At 46.2% G+C, this 21,976-nt stretch carries 30 protein-coding genes; all 30 read left to right on the top strand.

Annotated features, from left to right (window positions below; genetic code table 11):
• Position 1: 1 nt before the first annotated feature.
• The 30 genes from BLO53_RS04105 (at position 2) to BLO53_RS03965 (ending at position 21,683) form a co-directional block, all read left to right on the top strand.
• Positions 2-409 carry a MazG nucleotide pyrophosphohydrolase domain-containing protein gene (locus BLO53_RS04105; RefSeq protein WP_092059241.1) on the top strand — a complete coding sequence of 136 codons (408 nt, stop codon included), beginning with the start codon at positions 2-4 and terminating at the stop codon, positions 407-409.
• Complete coding sequence (locus BLO53_RS19105) at positions 406-552, top strand: hypothetical protein (RefSeq protein ID WP_176757156.1); 147 nt, start codon at positions 406-408, stop codon at positions 550-552. Before BLO53_RS04105 ends, BLO53_RS19105 begins: the two co-directional genes overlap by 4 nt.
• Positions 539-1,099, top strand: a complete 561-nt coding sequence (locus tag BLO53_RS04100) for a hypothetical protein (RefSeq protein WP_092059240.1) — start codon at positions 539-541, stop codon at positions 1,097-1,099. Before BLO53_RS19105 ends, BLO53_RS04100 begins: the two co-directional genes overlap by 14 nt.
• A 10-nt stretch (positions 1,100-1,109) precedes the next feature.
• Positions 1,110-1,409 carry a hypothetical protein gene (locus tag BLO53_RS04095; protein WP_092059239.1) on the top strand — a complete coding sequence of 100 codons (300 nt, stop codon included), beginning with the start codon at positions 1,110-1,112 and terminating at the stop codon, positions 1,407-1,409.
• 191 nt (positions 1,410-1,600) lie between these two features.
• Positions 1,601-1,993, top strand: a complete 393-nt coding sequence (locus tag BLO53_RS04085; RefSeq protein ID WP_092059237.1) for a single-stranded DNA-binding protein — start codon at positions 1,601-1,603, stop codon at positions 1,991-1,993.
• 21 nt (positions 1,994-2,014) lie between these two features.
• On the top strand, positions 2,015-2,479 hold the full coding sequence (locus tag BLO53_RS04080) for a hypothetical protein (protein WP_143003202.1): 465 nt from the start codon (positions 2,015-2,017) through the stop codon (positions 2,477-2,479).
• 226 nt (positions 2,480-2,705) lie between these two features.
• Positions 2,706-2,963, top strand: coding sequence for a hypothetical protein (locus BLO53_RS04075; RefSeq protein WP_092059235.1), 258 nt, complete (start codon positions 2,706-2,708; stop codon positions 2,961-2,963).
• Positions 2,926-3,465 (top strand): terminase small subunit, encoded by a 540-nt coding sequence (locus BLO53_RS04070; RefSeq protein ID WP_330388807.1) that lies wholly within the window; start codon positions 2,926-2,928, stop codon positions 3,463-3,465. The genes BLO53_RS04075 and BLO53_RS04070 overlap by 38 nt, the downstream gene beginning before the upstream one ends.
• Positions 3,455-4,723, top strand: a complete 1,269-nt coding sequence (locus BLO53_RS04065) for a PBSX family phage terminase large subunit (protein WP_092059234.1) — start codon at positions 3,455-3,457, stop codon at positions 4,721-4,723. The genes BLO53_RS04070 and BLO53_RS04065 overlap by 11 nt, the downstream gene beginning before the upstream one ends.
• A gap of 11 nt (positions 4,724-4,734) precedes the next feature.
• A complete protein-coding gene (locus BLO53_RS04060; protein WP_092059233.1) occupies positions 4,735-6,165 on the top strand; it encodes a phage portal protein in 1,431 nt (476 codons plus the stop codon).
• A gap of 4 nt (positions 6,166-6,169) precedes the next feature.
• Positions 6,170-7,954 (top strand): minor capsid protein, encoded by a 1,785-nt coding sequence (locus BLO53_RS04055; protein WP_092059232.1) that lies wholly within the window; start codon positions 6,170-6,172, stop codon positions 7,952-7,954.
• 1 nt (position 7,955) lies between these two features.
• Complete coding sequence (locus tag BLO53_RS04050) at positions 7,956-8,171, top strand: hypothetical protein (RefSeq protein ID WP_092059231.1); 216 nt, start codon at positions 7,956-7,958, stop codon at positions 8,169-8,171.
• Positions 8,172-8,290: 119 nt separating this feature from the next.
• The gene (locus tag BLO53_RS19100) at positions 8,291-8,443 is read left to right on the top strand and encodes a hypothetical protein (protein ID WP_176757155.1); all 153 of its coding nucleotides are present in this window, start codon (positions 8,291-8,293) and stop codon (positions 8,441-8,443) included.
• Positions 8,430-8,675, top strand: a complete 246-nt coding sequence (locus BLO53_RS04045; RefSeq protein WP_092059230.1) for a DUF2829 domain-containing protein — start codon at positions 8,430-8,432, stop codon at positions 8,673-8,675. Before BLO53_RS19100 ends, BLO53_RS04045 begins: the two co-directional genes overlap by 14 nt.
• 115 nt (positions 8,676-8,790) lie before the next feature.
• Positions 8,791-9,540 carry a DUF4355 domain-containing protein gene (locus BLO53_RS04040; RefSeq protein WP_092059229.1) on the top strand — a complete coding sequence of 250 codons (750 nt, stop codon included), beginning with the start codon at positions 8,791-8,793 and terminating at the stop codon, positions 9,538-9,540.
• Between the two features lie 33 nt (positions 9,541-9,573).
• Positions 9,574-10,449, top strand: a complete 876-nt coding sequence (locus BLO53_RS04035; protein WP_092059228.1) for a P22 coat protein - protein 5 domain protein — start codon at positions 9,574-9,576, stop codon at positions 10,447-10,449.
• A gap of 24 nt (positions 10,450-10,473) precedes the next feature.
• On the top strand, positions 10,474-10,845 hold the full coding sequence (locus BLO53_RS04030) for a Rho termination factor N-terminal domain-containing protein (RefSeq protein WP_092059227.1): 372 nt from the start codon (positions 10,474-10,476) through the stop codon (positions 10,843-10,845).
• A 17-nt stretch (positions 10,846-10,862) separates the two neighbouring features.
• Positions 10,863-11,195: a phage head-tail connector protein gene (locus BLO53_RS04025; protein WP_092059226.1), complete on the top strand. Its 333-nt coding sequence runs from the start codon at positions 10,863-10,865 to the stop codon at positions 11,193-11,195.
• Positions 11,152-11,481, top strand: a complete 330-nt coding sequence (locus BLO53_RS04020; protein WP_143003201.1) for a hypothetical protein — start codon at positions 11,152-11,154, stop codon at positions 11,479-11,481. Before BLO53_RS04025 ends, BLO53_RS04020 begins: the two co-directional genes overlap by 44 nt.
• Positions 11,474-12,007, top strand: a complete 534-nt coding sequence (locus tag BLO53_RS04015) for an HK97-gp10 family putative phage morphogenesis protein (RefSeq protein ID WP_092059224.1) — start codon at positions 11,474-11,476, stop codon at positions 12,005-12,007. Before BLO53_RS04020 ends, BLO53_RS04015 begins: the two co-directional genes overlap by 8 nt.
• Position 12,008: 1 nt before the next feature.
• Positions 12,009-12,371, top strand: a complete 363-nt coding sequence (locus BLO53_RS04010; RefSeq protein WP_092059223.1) for a hypothetical protein — start codon at positions 12,009-12,011, stop codon at positions 12,369-12,371.
• A 14-nt stretch (positions 12,372-12,385) separates the two neighbouring features.
• Positions 12,386-12,793: a phage tail tube protein gene (locus BLO53_RS04005; protein ID WP_092059222.1), complete on the top strand. Its 408-nt coding sequence runs from the start codon at positions 12,386-12,388 to the stop codon at positions 12,791-12,793.
• Positions 12,794-12,842: 49 nt separating this feature from the next.
• Positions 12,843-13,295 (top strand): DUF6096 family protein, encoded by a 453-nt coding sequence (locus BLO53_RS04000; protein WP_092059221.1) that lies wholly within the window; start codon positions 12,843-12,845, stop codon positions 13,293-13,295.
• Between the two features lie 53 nt (positions 13,296-13,348).
• Entirely contained in the window at positions 13,349-13,732 is a 384-nt protein-coding gene (locus BLO53_RS03995) for a hypothetical protein (RefSeq protein ID WP_092059220.1), read from the top strand.
• Positions 13,722-16,715 (top strand): phage tail protein, encoded by a 2,994-nt coding sequence (locus tag BLO53_RS03990; protein WP_092059219.1) that lies wholly within the window; start codon positions 13,722-13,724, stop codon positions 16,713-16,715. The genes BLO53_RS03995 and BLO53_RS03990 overlap by 11 nt, the downstream gene beginning before the upstream one ends.
• 13 nt (positions 16,716-16,728) lie before the next feature.
• The gene (locus BLO53_RS03985) at positions 16,729-17,097 is read left to right on the top strand and encodes a DUF6711 family protein (protein ID WP_092059218.1); all 369 of its coding nucleotides are present in this window, start codon (positions 16,729-16,731) and stop codon (positions 17,095-17,097) included.
• A gap of 8 nt (positions 17,098-17,105) precedes the next feature.
• Positions 17,106-19,331: a hypothetical protein gene (locus BLO53_RS03980; RefSeq protein ID WP_092059217.1), complete on the top strand. Its 2,226-nt coding sequence runs from the start codon at positions 17,106-17,108 to the stop codon at positions 19,329-19,331.
• Complete coding sequence (locus BLO53_RS03975) at positions 19,328-19,747, top strand: hypothetical protein (protein WP_176757154.1); 420 nt, start codon at positions 19,328-19,330, stop codon at positions 19,745-19,747. Before BLO53_RS03980 ends, BLO53_RS03975 begins: the two co-directional genes overlap by 4 nt.
• Positions 19,744-20,133: a hypothetical protein gene (locus BLO53_RS03970; protein WP_092059216.1), complete on the top strand. Its 390-nt coding sequence runs from the start codon at positions 19,744-19,746 to the stop codon at positions 20,131-20,133. Before BLO53_RS03975 ends, BLO53_RS03970 begins: the two co-directional genes overlap by 4 nt.
• The gene (locus BLO53_RS03965) at positions 20,130-21,683 is read left to right on the top strand and encodes a hypothetical protein (RefSeq protein WP_092059215.1); all 1,554 of its coding nucleotides are present in this window, start codon (positions 20,130-20,132) and stop codon (positions 21,681-21,683) included. Before BLO53_RS03970 ends, BLO53_RS03965 begins: the two co-directional genes overlap by 4 nt.
• Positions 21,684-21,976 lie beyond the last annotated feature (293 nt).

The raw sequence follows: 21,976 nt of genomic DNA, 5'->3' as shown, positions 1-21,976 counted from the left end.
AATGGCAACAAATGCGATAAATACTCAATGCGGAGGGCAATCGGAAACGGATTTATGCGGTTTTGAGGAGTATGAAAATGTAAAAAATGCGATAAATACTCAATGCAGAGCCGTGTTGAGTAAGTGCAAAATCATAGCCGGTACCTATGGCCATGAACCTCAATCAAGGATGCTCCAGGAGGAGGCAGCGGAGCTCATCCAGGCAGTGAGTAAATATTACAGATCAGCAAGGCCCTCAGGGCTAAAAGATAGCAAGGCAGCGGATAACCTGGTTGAGGAGATGGCAGATGTAATCATCATGATTATCCAGGAGCTGATGTTCCTGCAAATAGATCCGGGGCTGTTCATGGATCTTATTACCGAGAAATTAGATAGACAGATACACAGAATGAAAGGAGAGGGCAGATGATTGCAACAATGGTGTATATCCTTAAGGTCCTGGGATTGCTTGTACTGATCCTGATGGCATTAGCGGCAATATTGTTCATGGTGTTGCTGATCAAGAATGTGCTGAATGAAAGCATGAAAGGTGGCAAAGATGGAAAGCTATAAGGAAATGGAGAATATGACCAGGGAAACCATGGAGAACATCATGGATGATTGGTTTGGAAAGTATCCGGTTCTCCTGGATTACCTTGAGGCAGCAGGCTTTTATGAACAGCCAGCAGCAAAGAGCCATCACGGAGCTGAATGGGGAGGATTATTCAAGCACTCCCTCCAGGTAACATATGAGCTCAAAAAGCTCACCTGTGATCTTGGGCTCACATGGCAGAGAGCACAATCTCCGGAGATAGTCGGAATGCTGCATGATGTATGCAAGCTGGATGATTACTACATGTTACCCTTTGGAGATAACGGAGGCCCCGGTATCGAATACAACAAAGAAAAGCTCTATCCCGGACACGGAGAAAAGAGCCTCATAATGCTCATGGGGCTTATAAACCTCACAGAGGAAGAAATAATGTGCATCCGGTACCACATGGGAGCATTCACGGATCAGAAAGAATGGGAATACTACACAAGGGCGGTGAAAAAGTATCCGAATGTGTTATATACCCATACAGCTGATATGATTGCATCTCAGATCAAGGGAATATGAGGAGGAGCATATGGAGATAACAGCTGAGCAGATGGATGCCATAAGAGATGCAGCAGAGGCACTAAAGGAAATCTTTGAGATCCTAAAGGAAAAGCTTAGGGAGCTCTGCAAAAAGATTGTGGATGTGCTCTCACCATACCTGCAAAAGGTAATGAGGTGGGCAAGGGATGCCTGGAGAGAGTGTTTGAAAGCTCACGCACAGGCAGCAGGCCTTGAAAAGTGTTATCACCTGGCATTCTTTGCAAGAAAGAGAAGAACAAGAAAGAAAAACCTTAAGAGACTATTGGAAAGAATGGAGGATGAGGAATGAAAACACGATTTAACCGAATAGCACTTATCCCTTTTCATTGCACCGATTGCCATAGATATATTTGGCTTGAAAAGTACAGAAAAGCGGAGGTGTGGACGAATTTACCACCTTGCTGCCCGGCAAGCGTTAAGAAAAAGATATGCAAGGATTGCTTAAAGAAATATGCCATAGGCTGAAAGAGAGGATGAGAAATGAATAAATGCATATATATGGGCAGGCTCACAAGAGATCCGGAGGTGAGATATTCCCAGGACAATAAAGCAGTGGCAAGGTACACCCTGGCTGTTGACCGGATGAAAACCAAGAACAATGAAAATCCCGGAGCGGATTTCATATCATGTGTGGCCTTTGGCAAATCCGGAGAGTTTGCAGAGAAATACTTTAAGAAAGGCATGAAAATCCTTGTGGAGGGGCATACCCAAACAGGATCCTATGATAAGGATGGCCAAAAGGTATATACAAGTGATTGCATCATTGAAAAGCAGGAATTTGCAGAGAGCAAGAAAGGCGGCACGGAGGCAGCAGGCTCAGATGATTTCATGAACATTCCGGATGGAATGGATGAGGAGCTGCCTTTTAACTAAACAAAAGGGAGGATGGAAACAGTGACCAAGGAAAGATTGGAGCAGCTCATCAGTTTAAGAGCTGAGATCAAAGAACTGAACAGGGAGATAGCTGCCATACGCTCAAAGAATAATGAGATAGTGACAGATAAGGTGCAGGCATCCTCTCATGAGTTCCCTTATACCCAGGTGAACATAACCATAAGAGGCCTGGATATGAAAGGAGCAAAAAAGAGGAGAGCAGCCATTCACAAAAAGCAGTGTATGCTTGAAAAGAGAATGGTGGAGGCACAGATACTTGAGGCAGATATCTCAGAGTTTATCAATTCCATCCATAATTCCGAGATCCGGAGAATATTCCATGGCAGATATGAGCTGGGCATGACCTGGGAACAGGTGGGCAATGCCCTGCACTGTGACAGAACCACAGTGGAAAAGAAAGTATCAAAGTATTTAAGGGAGCACGGAGAGACCGCAGAAAGCTCCGAAACGGCAGCAGGGGTATAAATATATATCCAAGGGAATAAAAAGGGCAAAATGAGGGCAATAGGAGGGTAGAATGAGCAAATAATTTGCTCCCGGATAAAGTTTCCCACATTTCCCATTTTAGAAATGTTAATATGATAGCAGGTGAAATTGTGTTGGCTTATCCCCGAACAATTAAGATCCTGAAAAAGGGCATCCGGCTTTGGCTGGGTGCTCTTTCTGTTTCACAAAAAGGAGCTGAACAAAGATGAATCTGCAACCAAAGATCAACAAATTGATCACGGCCCTGAGGTTACATGGGGAAATGGTGAAAGTAAACACTCAGCAATATTTTTCAGAGAAACAGGGCAGGGTTTGCACCAAATGGATCCTGTGGGAGGAACATCCCAACCGGGATGGTGAAACCTTTTACAGTAGAGCCGATCTCCTGAAAGCCCTTGCTGAGAGGTGGAGAGAGGTGATAGAGAGTGAAAAAGCAGAAAGAGCCGAGCAAGGCAACGAATAAAACAGCCCAAAAGCCAAAAACGGCCACAAAGGCAGCAACCAAGGGAAAACCAAAGACAGCAGCCAAGAAAACAGTTAAGGAAACGGCCAAGGGGCAGCAGGGCTTGACCGAAAAGCAAAAGAGGTTCTGTGAGTATTATATCGAGAACCCAAATGCCACGGATGCAGCAATAAGGGCAGGATATGCCAAAGGCACAGCCTACTCCATTGGAGCTGAAAACCTGAGAAAACCTCAGATTCAACAATATATAGCAGAGGTTATGGAAAGCCTGCAAAAGGACAGAATAGCCAGTGCTGATGAGGTTTTGCAGTATCTCACCGGGGTAATGAGAGGGGAGATCAAGGATCAGTTTGATATGGATGCCTCAATCCAGGACAGGAACAGGGCAGCGGAGCTCCTGGGAAAAAGATACAAGCTGTTTGTGGATAAGCAGGAGGTATCAGGATCCCTTGAGGGAGTAACGATCATCAACGATATCCCAAGGAGCACAGATGGAGGTTAAGCTCACAGATCTGATTGCTCCGCAGTTTTATGATATCCACTGGGATATCATTGAGGGAAAACATACACACTATAAGCTGTACGGAGGCAGAGGATCCACAAAGAGCTCATTCATAAGCATTGAGATCATAATGGGAATGATGCAGGATCCGGATGCAAATGCAGCCTGTTTCCGTAGAGTAGGGAACACCCTCCAGGAGAGTGTATATGAGCAGCTCCTGTGGGCCATTGATGCCCTGGGTGTATCACACTTGTGGAAACCGAGCCTCTCACCCTTGAGGATCACATATCTGCCAACCGGGCAGAGAATAGTGTTCAGAGGATGTGATGATCCGAACAAATCAAAATCAATAAAGCTCAGGAGAGGCTATTTCAAGTATATATGGTATGAGGAAAGAGCCGAGTTTGAGGGAGATGAGGATGAGAGAAAGATAAACCAATCCCTCATGAGAGGTGGAGATCATTATGTGGTTTTCTACTCCTGGAACCCACCCAAGAGCCTCAATTCATGGGTGAACCAGGATGTGCTCACAGTAAGGGATGATACCCTGTGCAACCACTCCACATACCTCACTGTACCAAGGGAATGGCTGGGAGAGCAGTTCTTTATTGAGGCCAATGAGCTCAAGAAAAGAAAGATCATGGCATACCGGCATGAGTACCTGGGTGAGGCCATAGGTACCGGAGGCAAGGTATTTGATAATGTGATCTTAAGAGAGATCACACCTGAGGAGATAGCTATCTTTGACAAGATCAGGCAAGGCCTTGATTTTGGTTTTGCAGCAGATCCTCTTGCATTCTTGCGTATGCATTACAACAAAAAGCAGCACAGGCTTTATATATACCGGGAGATCTACCAGGTGAACCTAAAGAACCGGGAGGCAGTGGCCAAGATCAAAAAGATCAATCCGGAGAATAAGATCATCACGGCAGATTCCGAGGAACCGAGATCCATTGCAACATTCAATGAGATGGGGCTGAGGCTGATAGGAGCAAAGAAAGGCCCCGGATCAGTAGATTTTGGAATGGATTACCTGAGCAATGAGATAGATGAGATCATTATTGATCCGGTAACCTGCCCCAATGCAGCCAGGGAGTTCTCAACATACGAACTGGAGAGAGACAAAAACGGCAATTTCAAAGGTGGGTACCCGGATAAGGATAACCACACCATTGATGCATGCCGTTATGGCCTGGAGGATGATATGATCCAGCGCAAGGCCAAGGTAAGGAGCAAGAGGGCAGCAGGCCTGAGATAGAGGAGGATAATATGTATAGATTTACATACCCGGCAGAGGGATATGATGAAACAGCCCTTGATAAAAAGATCATCCTGAATCTGATCATGAAACACTATGGGCTGGTACAGAACAAATACAAATGCAGAGATTACTATGAGGGCAGGCATGATATTCTTTCCCGGAACAGGAAAGAGGGGCTCCCGGATGTAAAGATCGTATGCAACCATGCAAAAGATATCACGGATACTGCAACAGGGTATTTCATGGGTAATCCCATCACATACTCCAATACAGATGATACGGATATCACACCGCTGCTCTCAGCCTTTGATGATGCAGATGTGGATGATGTGGATGCAGACAATGCCCAGGATATGAGTATCTATGGATTGGCATATGAGTATGTGTATGCAAAGAAAGATGAGCCTAAACCGGCACTCAAGAACCTTTCTCCGCTGCACACATTCATTGTGGTAGATGATTCCATTGAGGAAAATGAGCTCTTTGGTGTTTACTACTGGCCAAAGAAAGATGATGCCAAGGATATCAAAACATGGGTGGCCACTATATGCACAGAGCATTATAACTGGACCTTAAACATTGATAATGATGTGAAAGCGGCCAATACACTCACAGAGACACCTGAGCCCCATAATTTTGGCGGTATTCAGATCATTGAGTATCTGAACAACAAAGAGGGCATGGGTGACTTTGAGCAGCAGATCCCTCTGATTGATGCGTACAACACTCTGATGAGTGACAGAGTAACGGATAAAGAGCAGTTTATTGATGCCATCCTGGTATTATATGGATCCATCCTTGGAGATGATGAGGAGGAGACCAAAGAGGCACAGGAGGAGCTGAGAAAGAAAAAGCTCTTGGAGCTCCCGGCAGATGCAAAGGCAGAATACCTCACCAGGGCAATGGATGAGGCCGGAGCTGAGACCTTGAGAAAGGCAATCAAGGAGGATATATACAATTTCTCCCATGTACCGAACCTCACAGATGAGAACTTTGCCGGAAACACATCCGGTGTTGCTATGGAGTATAAGCTCCTGGGCCTTGAGATGATCACCAAGGTAAAGGAGAGGTATTACAAGAGAGGCCTGCAAAAGAGGATCATTCTTTTCTGCAATTTCCTCAATATGCAGGCAATGGCACAGGATGCCTCAAGCGTGGTACCAACCTTTGCAAGATCACTGCCTAAGAACTTGCAGGAGCTGGCAAATACTCTGTACAACATGAAAGATCTTGTATCCATGAAAACCCTGCTCAAGCAGATTCCTTTTGTTGAGGATCCTGATGCAGAAATCGAGGAGCTCACAAAGCAAAAGGAGGAGGCAATCAAACAGCAGCAGGAGATGTTTGCAATGGGATACAACAATCCTCCGGATGAGGATGAGCCTGAGGAGCCTGAGGAGGAAAAAGAGCCCAAAGAGGCAGCAGGCGATAAGGAGTGAGTAAATGAGCTATTGGGAGAGCCGACAGGCAAGAGAGATGTATGAGGCCATGGAGGATGCCGAACAGGCAGCCAGGGAGATTGCAGATATCTATGCCAAAGCCTCCAGGGAACTCAATTACAAGATCACACAAATATATGAGAGATACCGGGATAAGTTTGAGCTGGATGATGATGAGGCCCTTAAGCTGCTGAACCAGCTCCGGAACCCTTGGGATCTTGACGAACTGAGGCAGAGGCTTGAGGGATTAAAGGGAGCCGATAAGAAAGAGATCCTGAAAGAGCTTGAGAGCCCTGCATACAGAGCAAGGATTGAGAGGCTTGAAAACCTACAATCTGAAATAGATCGAATGATGAGAGAGGTATATAACCAGGAAAAGAAAGTGAGCACTGATCATTATGTTGACCAGTACAATCAATCCTATTACCGGGAGATATACGATCTCAAGAAAAGAACCGGCCTTGATTTCTCATTTGGCTATGTGGATGATAAAGCCTTGAACAGGATCCTCAGAACGAACTGGAGCGGTGCAAACTACTCACAGAGAATATGGGGAAACACACAGGGGCTTGCAGATGAGCTGAAAACACAGCTGGCCCTTGCATACCTCACCGGCAAGAATGAGAGTGAGATAGCCACAGAGATTGCCAAGAAATACTCAACCGGAGCTGCTAATGCCAGGAGATTGGTGAGAACAGAATCTGCATACATATCCGGGCAGGCACAGGCAGCAGCTGATGAGGAGGCTGGCCTTGATAAATACAGAATATTGGCCACACTGGACCTGAGAACATCCGACATATGCAGGGAGATGGATGGCCAGGTATTTGCATACAAGGATATGGAGGTGGGTGTGAATTATCCACCTTTTCACCCATATTGCAGAACCACAGTTCTCTCAGAGATAGATGATCAGGACCTTTCACAGCTCAAAAGGAGATCCAGGGATCCGGTAACCGGAGAGGTAAAGACATTCCCCGGAGATATCACCTATCAGAAATGGTATGAGAAAGAGGTGGCCCACAATCCGGAGGCATTATTTGCTGAGCAGGTTGAAAAGCACCGGGGAGCCGATCTGAAACAATATGATAGATACCTGGATGTTTTAGGCAAAAAGAAAGTGGGCAGCATTGATGATTTCCGGGAGAAGAAATACAAAACTCCTGAGGAGTATGAGGATCTCAAAGTGGAATACAGAGAGATCAACGGATACAACCGGATTCTTGAGAGTGAGAATGTGATCACCGACACTGTGAAAACAGTGGCCGAAAAGCTGAATGTGCAGCTGGCAGGATTAGAGAAACGGATAAAGGATAAAAACAGTTACCTGGAGAAGATGAAAAGGCTCACCAGGGGCAGAAAAGATCCAAAGCTCATCAACGAAAAGATTGATACCATCAATGATGTTATCAGATACACCTATTTAGGATCTCCAACAGAGCTCCGGAAAGTATTTGATAATGTTGTGGAGGAGATGGAGGCAAGGGGTTACAAGCTCAAGAAAGTTATAAACACCTGGGAGAAACCATTGAAAGGATCCTCATACAAGGGTGTGAATTGCACCTTTTCTGCACCGGATGGACCCCATACCCTGTTTGAGGTACAGTTCCATACTCCGGAGAGCTTTGATGCAAAGAACAACCTCACCCATGATATGTACAAGGAGATGAGAGATCCCAAAACCACTCCGGAAAGGAGAGAGGAGCTCAGAAAGATGCAGGATGAGATCTTTGATACTCTTGAAATTCCTGTGGATATTGATAAAATAAAGGTGTACAAGGAGAAATGACATGAGCAGGGATAAGTTTTGGTTTGCTTATGAACTGAACAGGGAAAAGAATGAGGCTGAGAGGGTATACAGATACAACAAAGGCCTCATGGAAAGAAAGAATCAGGATGGCTCCTGGGTTGAGGAACCGGAGCAGTGCTGCATCTTTTTTGGTGAGGAAATGGATTATGAAGAAATCACCGAGGATGAGGCAAACAGCCTGAAAGTGGTTATCTGACAACAAAAAAGGCCATCTGATAACAAAACAGGGCTATTTGATAACAAAACAAGGATGATATTGAAAGAGCTATGCAGAAAATGCATGGCTCTTTTTGTATGCAATTTTGGGAGGTTGATATGGGAGCGATACTGGCATTAGCAGGAGGAATCCCCACAGGAATCCTCCTTATTGCACTGATCGGATGTGCATTGGCCATCCGCAGCGCAAGAGATGAAATGATAGCGGATATGCAGAATGAGAAAGGAGGCAGCAGGCATGGATTTTGGTAATGCACTCAATGCTTTGAAAGCAGGAAAGAAATGCAGGAGAGCCGGGTGGAATGGCAAAGGGATCTACATAGAGATGCAGAGACCGGATGAACACAGCAAAATGACTTTGCCATATATTTATATTGTCACCACACAGCTGATCACCGATAATCCGGCAGCTCCTAAGGGAGTGGTGCCATGGTTAGCATCTCAAACAGATATGCTGGCCGAGGATTGGGAAATAATCGAGTAATCAGGGAGAGATCCCTTTTTATTCCCCGGCTGAGGGTTAGAAAGCCAAAACTATAAACCAAAGATGAATCTGTGGGGCCATAAGGCAATGCAGGGGCACAAAGGAGGATTTTTCAATGAGAAAAAAGATGTTTGGAAACAATGTGAGATGTAAGCTCCCTTTGAATTTGCAGTTTTTTGCAGAGGGTGATGGTGGAGCCGGAGATTTGGGCGGCGGTGCTGGAGGCAGTGCCGGAGGTTCAGGAACCGGAGATGCAGGAACCGGAGCAGGCGGCACTCAGGGGAACAATGATGGAGCAGGGGCAGCAGGCGCACCTGGAGAGGGAAAGCCTCAGGGATTTGATGATTTCCTGAAAGATCCCAAGATGCAGGCTGAATTTGACAGGAGAGTGAATAAAGCCCTTGAGACCAACAGAACAAAGATGCAGGCAGACATTGAGGCACAGATTGCCAATGCAAGAACAGAGGCTGAAAAGCTGGCCAAGATGAATGCTGAGCAGAAAGCCCAGTATGAGCAGCAGAAAAAGGAGAAAGAGCTGGCCGACAGAGAGGCAGAGATCACCAAGAGAGAACTTTCCGCACAGGCAAAGGAAACTCTTGCAGATAAGGGCCTCCCGGTATCGCTGGCAGATATCCTGAATTATACTGATGCATCCACATGCCAGGCATCCATAGAGGCTGTTGAGAAAGCCTTTCAGGAGGCAGTAGCCAAAGGAGTAGAGGATAAGCTAAAGGGCGGCTCACCCATGAAGAAAGCACCTGAAACAGGTGGCACATTCACCAGGGAGCAGATTTCCGCTATGAGCCCGGAGGAGATCAATAAGAACTGGGATGCAGTACAGGCATCCATGAAAAACCTAAGATAAGCCGATAAGGCAGAAAGAACGAGGTAAATTATTATGGCATTTGCAACTTTTATTCCTACAATTTGGAGCGCAAGACTTCTTGCACACCTTGACAAGGCGCATGTGTATGCAAACCTTGTAAACAGAGACTATGAGGGAGAGATCAAGAACTTTGGTGATAAGGTAAAGATCAATCAGATCGGCGATATCACCATCAAGAACTACACCAAGAACACCGACATTGCAGCACCTGATGCTGTTGATGGTAGCGGCCAGGAGCTTGAGATTGATCAGGCTAAGTATTTCAACTTTGCTGTTGATGATGTTGATAACGCACAGAGCAATCCTAAGGTTATGGATGATGCTATGCAGAGAGCTGCATACGGCATGAATGATGTAACTGATGGATTCCTTGCAGGCCTCATGGCTGTTGGAGCTATCAACAACGGCAACAACCTTGGTTCAGATGCAACTCCTTTGGTACCTACTGCAACAACTGCATATGATATGCTGGTTGATCTTGCAACGGACCTCACAGAGAAGAATGTGCCTATGGCAGGCAGATGGGTTGTTGTACCTGCATGGTTCCATGGCCTCCTCCTCAAGGATCAGAGATTTGTTGGCAACGGCACCGACTACAACAAGGCACTCATTGAGGGTGGTGAGGTTGGTGTGGCAGCAGGCTTTGCTGTAAACATCTCCAACAATGTTCCTGCAACAACCACAACCTCTGAGGGTGTTACAACTGTAAGCAAGTACAAGATCATTGCAGGCACAAGAGCAGCAACCTCTTATGCAGAGCAGATCCTCAAAACTGAGGCATACAGACCTGAAAAGAGATTCTCTGATGCCATCAAGGGCCTCCATGTATATGGTGCCAAGGTGGTTCAGGGCAAGAGCCTTTCAGTTCTCACCGCAAACAGGGCCTGAGTAGAGTAAGGAGGTAAGCACAATATGTTCATCTTAAACAAAAAGAGCGGAGTGATCTCCGAGGCAAGCAATGAGGATGTGATCAATCACTGCAAGAAAAACTCTGATGAGTATGCAGTGGCAGATACAGCAGAGGAACTCACCGGGGCAGCAGCTCCGGTTGAGAACCCTGCACCGGCAGATCCGGAGCCTGAGGATCCTGAAAAGGATTCTGATGATGCAGCAGGAGATCCTGTGGCAGATCCGGAGGATGAGGAGCCTGAGGATACCGAGGAAACAGATTATGCAGCCATGAGCGTTGCAGAGCTCCGCAAGGTAGCCAAGGAAAAGGGCATCCAGGGTTATGCCAACATGAACAAGGAAACACTCATTGAGGTGATCAAAGCCCATGAGTGATCCGGAGAGGAGTAACCATGGAAGATTTGGAGATACTTGAGAGCATGACAGGCTGCCAGGACGAAACACTCCTGGCAGCACTCCTCCAAACAGCTGAGGAGGAGCTGCTTGCTTTAACGAACAGAACAGAGCTGATTGATAGGTTGAAACCGGCAAAGCGTAAATGGGCCCTGATTGCATACAACAGGATGGGCACCGAGGGTGAAACATCCAGGAGCGAGGGTGGAATATCCTCCTCATTTGTGGAAATCCCGGCAGAGATCAAGAGCGTTGTGGAACAATGCAGAATTGCGAGGGTAGGCGGCCATGCGTATGAGAAGAAAGCAGATGAAGATGTACAATCTCCGTAAAAGGGAGATTACAAAAAACTCTGAGGGTGGAGATGTAACCGGATGGGCCGAGGCGGTACCGATTGAGGCAACCATTTGGCAGGCCGGAGGAACAATTCAGGCCGAGCAGTACGGAGAGCATCTCGCCTACATCAAAAACATGGAATATCACGGCACTTTAGATCTCAGAGAGAATGATGGTATTTGTGTGTATGTGGATGGCACAGAGCCTCCGGATTACATCATCAAATCCATCAACAGGGATGTAGATCCTAAGGTTATAACGCTGGAGAAATCACATGGCTGATCAGCATGTAAGAGGGGCTGAATCCCTAAACAGAAAGCTGAGTGCCATTCAGAATCCAATGGATGCTATCACAAAGGCTATGGGAAAAGAGATCCGGAGAGTAAGAAACGCAGCTGTGCTCCTGTGCCCGGTAAATCATGGAGAACTGAGGCAATCCATAAGAACGGACGTGAAACAGGAGAAAACGCTGGTAAGGGGTATATGCTACACCAACAACCAGCATGCAGCATATGTGGAATTTGGTACCGGCCCCAAAGGTGAGGCAAATCATGATGGGATATCCCCAAATATACAGCCTGCCTATGTATCAGAGGGCTGGTGGTTCCCCGGAGATGATATCCCACCAGCTGATGCAGATAAGTATCATTGGCCAAAGAGTGAGAGCAAGGATGGCAAGGTGTTTTATTACACCCAAGGCCAGGCAGCTCAGCCATATATGTATCCGGCACTCAAGATGAATGAAAACATCATCAAGATGAACCTATCAGCGGCACTGAAAGCAGAGATCAAGAAAGTAGAGGGATAAGATGGTAAATGTAAAAGACCAGGTTTATAACGCAATACAGCCTATAAGCAACAATGTGAGTGATGGATATCCTAAGGATTGGGAAAAGTTCCCGGCCATCCAGTACACAGAGGAGGATAATTCCGTATCTGAATGGGTGGATGGCAAGGAAAGCAAATCCCACCTGCTTTATAGGATAGACATTTGGAACAATCAGAGCACATCACAGGCTGCACTGGACGTTGATGCAGCATTATCTGCATTAGGCTTAAGGCGCAGGCAGTGCAATGATGTGGATGATACCAGCGGATTAAAGCACAAGATCATGAGATATGAGGGCATCCTGGATCTCGATAATGAGCTTGTGTACAACAACAATTACTAAGGAGGTAAATGTAAATGTTAGCAAATGGTATTACTTTAAGCTGCAAGAGATCAACTGATCAGGAGTTTGCAGTTCTTGAGGGCCTCAAGGAGGTACCTGAGCTTGGCAATGAGCCTGAAAAGGTTGAGAATACCGGACTTTCCGACACTGTAAAGCAGTATGAGTTCGGTGTAGGAGATCCGGGAGATCTTGAGTACAAGTTCAAGTTCAAGAACACAGCTGATTCTGCATATCGCAAGATGAAAGCAGCTGAGGCAAGCAAAGAGATCGTATCATTCAAGGAAACACTCCCTGATGGCACAATCTTTGCATTTGATGCACAGGTGGCCACCAAGGTGAGTGGTGGAGCTGTGAACGGAGTAATGGAGTTCACTCTCAAGATCGCATTGCAGAGCAATATCACAATTACGGATCCGGTTTAATCACCGGATCCTATTTTTTAATTTCAGGATAAAACAGGAGGATAAGTAAATGGGATTTTTTGATCATGATGAAAATGAGAACAGTGCAGCGGTAGAACAGACAGAGGAAAAGGTGGTACAGATGCCTGAAAAGAGACCTTTCCAGCGTTGGGAGGTAGGCGGTGAGGTGTACAAGTTAAAACTTGACACAGCAGGAATCAGTGAGCTTGAGCAGAAATACAAAACCAATCTCATGAATGTGATGGGTACCGGAAACGGAGGTATGCCTGCACTCACTGTGATGCTTGATGTGGCACATGTAGCCATGAGAAAGTATCACCACGGAATCAAGAGAGAGACCCTCAATGCGCTTTTTGATAAGTACCTTGAGGAGGGAGGCTCTCAGCTGAATTTCTACACAGAGGTATACATGGGAATCTTTACTGTATCCGGTTTTTTCTCCACAGCCCTGGCCAATCAGGTGGAGGGAGCTATGGAGGAGGCAGCACAGGAGATCCTGTAAACACATTCACCACTATCACAGACCAGTTAAGGGATGGGCTATATCCTACATTTTTGGATGCAGGGTATAGCCCTGATCTTTTTTGGAGCCTGGGCATAGATGAAATCATAGATCTTTTGGAGAGCTATGGCAGGAGAATGGAGATTGAGCAGAAAAAGCGGATGGCTGAAACCAAGGATCAGGTAATGCTGATGTGGAATCAGAATATGCAGCTGATGAATATGCTGGCCCATTCCAATAACCCTGATGAGGTGCCGCTGAAACAGCCTCATGAATACTATCCGGAACTATTCGGAGAGGAGGTTGCACGGATGGCCGAGGAGGCCAAGGTACAGAGTGAGCTTGAAAAGCACAAAGTACAGATGGTGGGTTATATGCTCAGGGTAAACCAACTAAGGAAAGAAAGAGGTGAGAGCAGTGGAGGGAATGACACTTGAAAAGCTCCAGGTAATAATCGAGGCTCAGACCAAACAATACATGGATGCTATGAAAAAAGTGCAGAACCAAACCAATTCCACAGTATCCAAGGTAAACTCCTCTATCGGCAAGATTAAGGGAGTGCTTGGAGCTATCGGAAAAGTGGTTGGTATCGCATTTTCTGTTGCTGCCCTGGTGAATTTTGGAAAAGCCTGCATCAATTTGGGATCAGACCTTGAGGAGGTTCAGAATGTTGTTGATGTAACCTTTGGAGCCGGGAATAAAACCATAGAGGATTTTGCAAAGAATGCAGCGGAGCAGTTTGGATTGTCTGAATTGGCCGCCAAGCAGTACACATCCACAATGGGTGCCATGCTTAAGAGTATGGGCATCACAGGAAACAAGCTGGAGGAGATGAGCACACAGCTGGCAGGGCTTGCCGGTGATATGGCATCATTCTACAACCTGGATTCAGATACAGCCTTTGCAAAGCTCAGATCAGGAATATCCGGAGAAACAGAACCGCTCAAGCAGTTAGGTATAAATCTCTCTGTGGCCAACCTGGAGGCATATGCATTATCCCAGGGAATCACAAAGAGCTACAATTCCATGACACAGCAGGAGCAGGCACTCCTCAGATATAACTATCTGCTCAAGGTAACAGCTGATGCCCAGGGAGACTTTGCAAGAACATCAGACAGCTGGGCAAACCAAACAAGGATCCTCCAGCTCCGCTTTGAATCCCTCAAGGCAACCATTGGCCAGGGGCTTATAAATGTATTTACACCGGTGATCAGAGTGCTGAATATGCTTATTGCAAAATTGCAGGTGGCAGCGGATGCATTCAAGAGATTCACCGAGATCATAACCGGAAAGAGCGGCAAATCTGCCAGCACATCAACCGGAAACATTCAAACATCACTGGGAGGAGCAGCTGATAATGCAAATGCACTCACAGGAGCCACAAAGGCAGCAGGCGGTGCCGCTAAGAAAGCAGAGGAGGCATTCCACGGCCTTGGCAAGTTTGATGAGATCAATTCACTGACAAAGGCAGCAGATAGCTCCGGAGGCGGTGGAGGAGAAGATCTTGGAGGTGCTGGAGATATCCCCGGATTGGTGGATGAAACCGCAACCGAAACAGATGATGAACTCAATCCGGTATTGCAGAAACTGATTGATAGGCTCAAAGAGCTCAGAGATCTGTTCATGAAAGGCTTTAAGGCCGGAATGGGAGATGTAACCCTTGAGCCTCTTAAGAATGCCATAGCAAGCATCAAAAAGAGCCTGATCGATATATGGACGGATCCCGGAGTATTAAAAGCTGCAAATGATTGCATGGATAAATGGGCATATGCGCTGGGGCAGATCACCGGAGCCATTGCAGCAATAGGTATCACGATTGCAATCAACCTGGTGGGCGGTGTGGCCAAGTATTTGGAACAGAACACCGACAGGATAAAGCAGCATCTCATCACAATGTTTGATATCTCCGGATCGATCGCAGAAATCTCCGGAAACTTTGCCCAGGCTGCTGCCAACATATTCTCAGTGTTCGGTAGTGACACCGGGCAGCAGGTAACAGCCAACCTCATTGGCATATTTGCTGATGCATACATGGGTGTGCAGGAGATCACAGGAAAGGCAACCAGGGATATCCTGGATGTGTTCACAAGGCCTTTCATTGATAACCAGGAGGAGATCAAAACAGCCCTTGAGGGCATCCTGAGTGTATTTGAAACTGTTACCGGATCCATAAAGGATGTTGTGGATCAGTTCGTGGATGGATTCAATGCAGTATATGATGAGCATTTTGCTCCGCTGTTTGATTCAATAGCCGGAGGATTATCCGACACGGCGGCCAAGTTCCTTGAATTTTGGAATGGCAGTGTGCAGCCGGTTCTTGCTGAGCTGGGAGCACAGTTCCAGGAGGTTATGCAGCAGCATGTGAGCCCTCTTGTGGATAGGATTCTTGAATTTGCAGCTGTTGTGGGTGATGCACTGAAAGCCCTTTGGGAGGGTGTACTAAAGCCTCTCATTGATTGGATCATAGCAAATGTACTGCCTAAGGTATTGCCGGTATTAGAGACCATATGGAGCACAGTGCAGGCGGTATTTGGCTTTATCTGTGACCTGATAGGCGGCCTCATTGAGGTTATAACCGGCATTATCAATTTCATTGTGGGAATATTCACAGGAGATTGGGAGAGGGCATGGAAAGGCATTGAGCAGATTGTAGAGGGCATCCTAAGTGCCATATCTGCATTTATCAGCCTGATCCTGCAAACCATCTCCGGAATAGTGGTAGCTGCATTGCAGGCAATATATGGATTTTTCTCCACAATATTCAATGCAATCAAATCCGTGGTGATAACCATATTCAATGCCATTAAAACAGCCATCACCACAGTGATGCAGGGCATTAAGAACGGACTTTCAACAGCTCTTAGCTCCATAAAGACAATATGGAGTAACACATGGACCAGCCTGAAAAATACTGTTGTAACCATATTCAATTCAATGTGGAGCTCAATAAAGAGTGTGATCAACTCCATTATCGGAGGCATTGAGAGTATGGCCAATGCAGTGGTTGGCGGTGTGAATAAGGTAATTGATGCACTGAATGGCCTGAGCTTTGATATCCCGGATTGGGTACCGGAGTTTGGTGGCAAAACATTTGGATTCTCAATACCAAAGCTCTCAACAGTATCCCTGCCAAGATTGGCAACAGGCGGTATTGTAGACGGAGCAACACCTCTCATTGCAGGAGAGGCAGGAAAAGAGGCTATTGTGCCGCTTGAGAGAAATACCGGATGGATTGATGCCATTGCATCCAAACTGGCTGAGATTCTATCAATCAATATTATTGGTGCGATAGAGAACACCCAGGGAGGAGAGACCGAGCACACCACAGTGGTTGAGCTGGACGGAAAGACACTTGTAACACAGATCGATAAGTACAAAAAGCGTACCGGTTACGATATGAAACCGGTACCTGCAACATAAGGAGGGAGAATCCATGGCCAAGATATCAAACATATTGGTGGTTGAGGGAGTATCCCTCCCTGAACCATCAAAGATGGATCAATCGGATTATGATATCTCTGATTCAGAGAGAAATGCCAAAGGAAAGATGGTGGCACAGATGATCAGAGAGGATGTGCACAAGCTGGAGTGCTCTTGGAATTTGCTCCGGCCGGACCAGTATATGATCATCAGAAATGCCATCAAAAAGAAATTTGATCTGAATGTATCCTATTTCATTGCTGACACCGGAGGCAGAGGATCTCTTTCCATGTATGCCGGTGACAGAAACACACCGGTGTACTGCTATGAGAATGGGCAGCCGGTATATAAGAATTTCAAGGTAAATTTCATTGAGATGTAGGAGGGCATATGCAGTATGTAAGTACAGAATACAGAGAACAGATGCAAAAGCCTGCCCGGAATAAGTCTTATATGAGATTAAGCATGGGCCTGATCAACCAGGCTGCACAAAGAGGAGCTGAGGTTCAGGAGGGTGATTTTGCACCATACTCTGATATCAAAGCTCCTCTGAGTGATGATAAAGTATCCAAAATCTATGCAACTTATGAGGAAAATTGGAACTCTCTTGATGGCAGCGTGTATTTCCTGCCTAAAAATGGAACGTATTTCCAGCAGGGAGCTGTTACCAATGCCCTTGTGAGTGAGCATCCATCCATCACAGTGAGATTCAACACAGAGGATACAGTAAGCCTTAAGGGCATAACCCTGAAATTTGGCAAATCATGGCCCACAAGGCTCATGATCACAACCGAACAAGGGCAGGCAGAATATGAGAATAACAGCAAAGAATTTGCAACAGAGGATACCTTTGATGAGATCACATATATGACCATCACAGCCCTGGAAATGAGCAGAGGAGAAACAAGGTTCCGCTTGGAGCAGTTCACCTGTGGTATAGGCCTTGAATTTGATGATAACAAGATCATCAGTGCAAAGCTATCAAGCACCATTTCACCGATTGCAGAGAATCTGCCAACCATAGATTTCACAGTAACCATTGAAAACATGGATAAATACTACAATGTTGACAATGAGGATAGTGCAATCAACTATGTGGAGACCGGGCAGGAGCTGAAAGTATATTGGGGATATGGCCTGGATGATGGAACTATTGAATGGTTCAAGGGAGCCACACTGTATATGCAGGAGTGGAGCGCAGATGATACCACAGCCAAGTTCTCAGCTGTTGATAAGTTTGAATACATGGATGATGAGTACAAGAGAGGGGAATACCGGCCTGAGGGCATATCCCTCTATGATTTGGCCGTGGATGTGTTTGAGGATGCCAATATCTCAGCAGATGAGTATTGGATAGATCCATACCTCAAGAACATCACAGTGCAGAATCCTCTCCCGGCAGTATCTCACAAGCAGTGCCTCCAGCTGATAGCAAATGCAGGCAGGAGCGTACTGATGCAGAGTGCAGATGGAATCCTGATGATAAAATCATCATTCTTGCCGGATATTGAGGCCAGTGCCAATGCAGAAACCGAATACTCAGATGCAACAAAGCTCCTGGAGAATGAGAGCAGGCATGAATATGCTGCATATGAAACGAATTTTGCCAGGACAAACGGAGCACAGTATTTCCTGCCACGGCAGCAGGCGCAATATGTGCAGTGTGGATTTATCAGCCAGGCCATATCCGGAGAGGATGGAACATTCCCGGAGAATCCGGTTGTTACACTCTCCATGGAATCTGCATACACTTTTCACAATATTACATTGTATTTTGGCCATGCCATACCTAAAAAGTTTGTACTCCGTACATACCGGGATGGAGAAAGGGTGGCCACATATAAGAGCAAGAGCATCTCAGCTGTTACCATAGTCAAATATGATTTTGTGGATGTGGACCGGATAGAGATAGAGTTCACAGAGGCAAAGCCGCTCAACAGGATCCATCTTATGAGGGTGGAATTTGGAGAGGCAACGGATTACACGATCACATATGATGATCTGTTTTCACCACCAACCGGAAAGAGGCTGGAAAAGGTGAAAGAGATGAGGGTAACAAGGACCATATACACACCGGGAACAGAGCTCAAGGATCTCACCCAGGAGGAGATAGATACTCCGCTGGTACCAACAGATTATGAGTTTTCATTCTCAAATGCAGTGCATGGGCTCACAGTGGCCTGTGTAGTGGATGGTGAGGAGGTTGATGTAGGAGCTGAGGTGATCGAGCAGAGAACATACTGGTGCAAGGTAAGGATATCCAATCCTCCGGCGGTACCAATCAAGGTAACACTCACAGTGAGAGGCTATGAATTTGGCATATCAACGGCAATCAAGGCAGTAACCCTGAACAATAAGGGCAAGATACAATCCTGGGATAATCCGCTGATAAGCTCTGAGACAGATGCACAGAACCTGGTTGAGTGGGTTGGAGAGTATTATGCAGCAGGCAATGAGTATGAGCTTAAGTTCAGAGGAGATCCTGCACTGGAGGTGAATGATCTCACATACCTTGAGAGCCAATATGTCGAAAGCCTCATGATCAGGCTTGAGGATGTGGAAACCAGCTACAACGGATCTATATCCGGAAAGATAACGGCAAGGAGGAAAATGTGATGTGGCAGACACCAAAAACAGATTGGGCTTGGCGCAGCGAAACAGAGGGTGATTTCTTTGAATACACGGATTACAACCGGATCAAAGGAAACATTGAGTATCTGAAAGAGCTGGCCAAAGAGGTATATCTGCCATTCTCCATTATCGATATGGGGAATGATAAAACAAGGAGTGATTACCCATATGCAGATGAGATCAACACCCTTGCAGATAACCTGGAGATCATTGTGGAAAACACATACCCTGTGAGCATTGGTACCAAAACAGTGTATGAGGACAATGGTAAGTTTATAGGCTATGCAGATCTCAACAGAATTGAGAGCGCAACCTTAAATATTTACAACAATTTGAACAGGATAAAGGCCGGAAAGTTCCGGCTTTCATTCCGGTTCGGAGCAAGGAGGATGAGGATATGATGGTATTACCCATGAACGCTGTGGATGATGATTTTGATGGGCAGAGAAAATTCTCCGTATCCATCAATGGAGATGGCACTCAATCATTCCAGGATGAAACCGAATACCGGCAGCAGGGCACAGATTTTGGAGCACTTGAGTACAACCAGCTGTGTGCAGCTATCCAGGGATTCACGGCATCCACAACAGTATTCTCAGCTGATCACAGCACAGTGGCAGAAACAGATGCCAATAACAGGCAGAAAGTAACTGTATTCAGCAGAGATGCAAACGGAAACAGAGTGGTAACAGAAACACTTAAGAATGCTGATAATTCGGTAATCGGCACCAAAACAACAACATTCAACAATGCAAACAGAACAATTACAGAGGAGGTACAGTTATGAGTTGGCCTGAGGCGCAATATGTAATCGATAATATCCAGGCAGGCATTGCACCGGATAACATGGCAGCATTTTCCTGCCAGGTAGGAGATGGGCAGGTAAAGATCACATTCACGGAGCCCAATGATACCAAGGTATTGAATCCGGAAACGAACACAGCCCAAACAATCAGCTCTGTTAAGGGTGTAAAGCTGGTGATGAAAGCAGGAGAGGATCCTATTGAGGATGAGAATGATGGCACACTCCTTTTGGATTGCACCACACCGGGGCAGTATTCATCCACTCCTTTTGTGGTTGATAACCTCACCAATGATCAGCCTTATACATTCGCATGTTTCCCTTATTCAGATCAGGGAGCTGTGAACCGCAACAGGGCAAATCAGAGAACGGCCACACCAAAGGCATATGTTCTCCTTGGATTCAAGATCGATAAGAACGATTCAAACCCGGCCACAAGGGTAACATACACGGAGCAGGCAGTGGGGCTCACTCCTGCAAAGGTAAACCTTTCAACCGGCGCATTTGATTATGGCTCATTTGCCAATTTTTGGTTTGTGACAGAAAACAAGCCATATATGGTGAAATCTGATGGTACAGCTGATTATGAGCTTGATCCTAACGATTACACCAAGAAACTGGATGGCACAGCATCAGATGTATCAAATCTCTCATATGATGGCAATGCAATGGCCAAGATCCCTCTTGTATACCTCAAGCAGTGGGAGGATTCCAATTATGAATACTGCAATATCTGCAATATTCAGCTGGATGAGGATTACAAGGCATATGCTCACATGAGATCTGATGGCACTGTAATGGATTATATTTGGCTCTCATGCTTTGAGAGTGCATTGAACAGCAGCAAAGCAAGATCCATTAAGGGATTAACCCCTATGGTGAGCCAAACCGGAACAAATGAGATCACATACTCAAGAGCAAATGGCTCTCTGTGGTATACAAGATCCTGGAGCCAGCGCAATCTGATCAATATGCTCCTGATCCTCATGAGCAGATCAGACAATTTCCAGGAATCCTTTGGATATGGATATCATACAGGCGGCTCATCAAGTTCACCCAATTACCTTGCAACCGGATATGGTTCCGCAAAAGGCCAGTTCTATGGAACCAATGCAAACAGGGATGTGGTAAAGGTATTCCACATTGAGAACTGGTGGGGCAATATTTGGGAGAGAATCGCAGGCCTGATGTATGTATCCGGCACGATCAGAACAAAGATGTATCCCACATATAACACAGATGGCAGCGGATACACCAATACCGGTGTGAGCATGAGCGGCACAAATGGTGGATATGTCAATCAAACCAAAATGACGGAAAACGGCAGATTGCCTGTTGTATGCTCCGGATCAGATTCCACTTATACCTGTGATGGTGGTTGGTATAATGCCAGCCAGGTGGATTATGCGTTTGTCGGCGGCAGCTGCGACGCTGGTTTGCGTGTCGGTGGTTCTGCTGTGGCTTTGAACGCTCTTGTGTCGGATACCAACTGGGCCGTCGGGGCTGCCCTTTCTTGTGAACAGCCTGCCGCATAGCGGCCGGGGGATCCGGGGCACTCCCCGGTAATACTTGAAAGGTAACAGGAAAGTAAATCATTTGAAATAATTTTATAGGGGAGATGGTGGGTGCCTTAGGCCTTGGCCGGTGTTCCCGGTGCGATTGTCGGCGGCAACTGCAACAATGGTTTGCATGTCGGTGGTTCTGCTGTGAATTTGAACAATCTTGTGTCGAATACCAACTGGAACATCGGGGCTGCCCCATTCTTATCAATAATGGAAGATTTAACCAAACCCACCATTTTCCTACACCTCAGGATGTTGAAACACAT

The organism is Butyrivibrio sp. INlla14, assembly GCF_900102515.1.
In the GTDB taxonomy this organism is placed as follows: Bacteria; Bacillota; Clostridia; order Lachnospirales; family Lachnospiraceae; genus Butyrivibrio.
The sequence above is the reverse complement of the archived record's forward strand: the minus strand, read 5'-3'. Positions and strand labels throughout refer to the sequence as shown.

Bases quoted from the DNA above. Each gene is read 5' to 3' on its own strand.
- BLO53_RS04105 (WP_092059241.1), top strand. From the start codon at position 2: ATGGCAACAAATGCGATAAATACTCAATGCGGAGGGCAATCGGAAACG.
- BLO53_RS19105 (WP_176757156.1), top strand. From the start codon at position 406: ATGATTGCAACAATGGTGTATATCCTTAAGGTCCTGGGATTGCTTGTA.
- BLO53_RS04100 (WP_092059240.1), top strand. From the start codon at position 539: ATGGAAAGCTATAAGGAAATGGAGAATATGACCAGGGAAACCATGGAG.
- BLO53_RS04095 (WP_092059239.1), top strand. From the start codon at position 1,110: ATGGAGATAACAGCTGAGCAGATGGATGCCATAAGAGATGCAGCAGAG.
- BLO53_RS04085 (WP_092059237.1), top strand. From the start codon at position 1,601: ATGAATAAATGCATATATATGGGCAGGCTCACAAGAGATCCGGAGGTG.
- BLO53_RS04075 (WP_092059235.1), top strand. From the start codon at position 2,706: ATGAATCTGCAACCAAAGATCAACAAATTGATCACGGCCCTGAGGTTA.
- BLO53_RS04065 (WP_092059234.1), top strand. From the start codon at position 3,455: ATGGAGGTTAAGCTCACAGATCTGATTGCTCCGCAGTTTTATGATATC.
- BLO53_RS04060 (WP_092059233.1), top strand. From the start codon at position 4,735: ATGTATAGATTTACATACCCGGCAGAGGGATATGATGAAACAGCCCTT.
- BLO53_RS04055 (WP_092059232.1), top strand. From the start codon at position 6,170: ATGAGCTATTGGGAGAGCCGACAGGCAAGAGAGATGTATGAGGCCATG.
- BLO53_RS04050 (WP_092059231.1), top strand. From the start codon at position 7,956: ATGAGCAGGGATAAGTTTTGGTTTGCTTATGAACTGAACAGGGAAAAG.
- BLO53_RS19100 (WP_176757155.1), top strand. From the start codon at position 8,291: ATGGGAGCGATACTGGCATTAGCAGGAGGAATCCCCACAGGAATCCTC.
- BLO53_RS04045 (WP_092059230.1), top strand. From the start codon at position 8,430: ATGGATTTTGGTAATGCACTCAATGCTTTGAAAGCAGGAAAGAAATGC.
- BLO53_RS04040 (WP_092059229.1), top strand. From the start codon at position 8,791: ATGAGAAAAAAGATGTTTGGAAACAATGTGAGATGTAAGCTCCCTTTG.
- BLO53_RS04035 (WP_092059228.1), top strand. From the start codon at position 9,574: ATGGCATTTGCAACTTTTATTCCTACAATTTGGAGCGCAAGACTTCTT.
- BLO53_RS04030 (WP_092059227.1), top strand. From the start codon at position 10,474: ATGTTCATCTTAAACAAAAAGAGCGGAGTGATCTCCGAGGCAAGCAAT.
- BLO53_RS04025 (WP_092059226.1), top strand. From the start codon at position 10,863: ATGGAAGATTTGGAGATACTTGAGAGCATGACAGGCTGCCAGGACGAA.
- BLO53_RS04020 (WP_143003201.1), top strand. From the start codon at position 11,152: ATGCGTATGAGAAGAAAGCAGATGAAGATGTACAATCTCCGTAAAAGG.
- BLO53_RS04015 (WP_092059224.1), top strand. From the start codon at position 11,474: ATGGCTGATCAGCATGTAAGAGGGGCTGAATCCCTAAACAGAAAGCTG.
- BLO53_RS04010 (WP_092059223.1), top strand. From the start codon at position 12,009: ATGGTAAATGTAAAAGACCAGGTTTATAACGCAATACAGCCTATAAGC.
- BLO53_RS04005 (WP_092059222.1), top strand. From the start codon at position 12,386: ATGTTAGCAAATGGTATTACTTTAAGCTGCAAGAGATCAACTGATCAG.
- BLO53_RS04000 (WP_092059221.1), top strand. From the start codon at position 12,843: ATGGGATTTTTTGATCATGATGAAAATGAGAACAGTGCAGCGGTAGAA.
- BLO53_RS03990 (WP_092059219.1), top strand. From the start codon at position 13,722: ATGACACTTGAAAAGCTCCAGGTAATAATCGAGGCTCAGACCAAACAA.
- BLO53_RS03985 (WP_092059218.1), top strand. From the start codon at position 16,729: ATGGCCAAGATATCAAACATATTGGTGGTTGAGGGAGTATCCCTCCCT.
- BLO53_RS03980 (WP_092059217.1), top strand. From the start codon at position 17,106: ATGCAGTATGTAAGTACAGAATACAGAGAACAGATGCAAAAGCCTGCC.
- BLO53_RS03970 (WP_092059216.1), top strand. From the start codon at position 19,744: ATGATGGTATTACCCATGAACGCTGTGGATGATGATTTTGATGGGCAG.
- BLO53_RS03965 (WP_092059215.1), top strand. From the start codon at position 20,130: ATGAGTTGGCCTGAGGCGCAATATGTAATCGATAATATCCAGGCAGGC.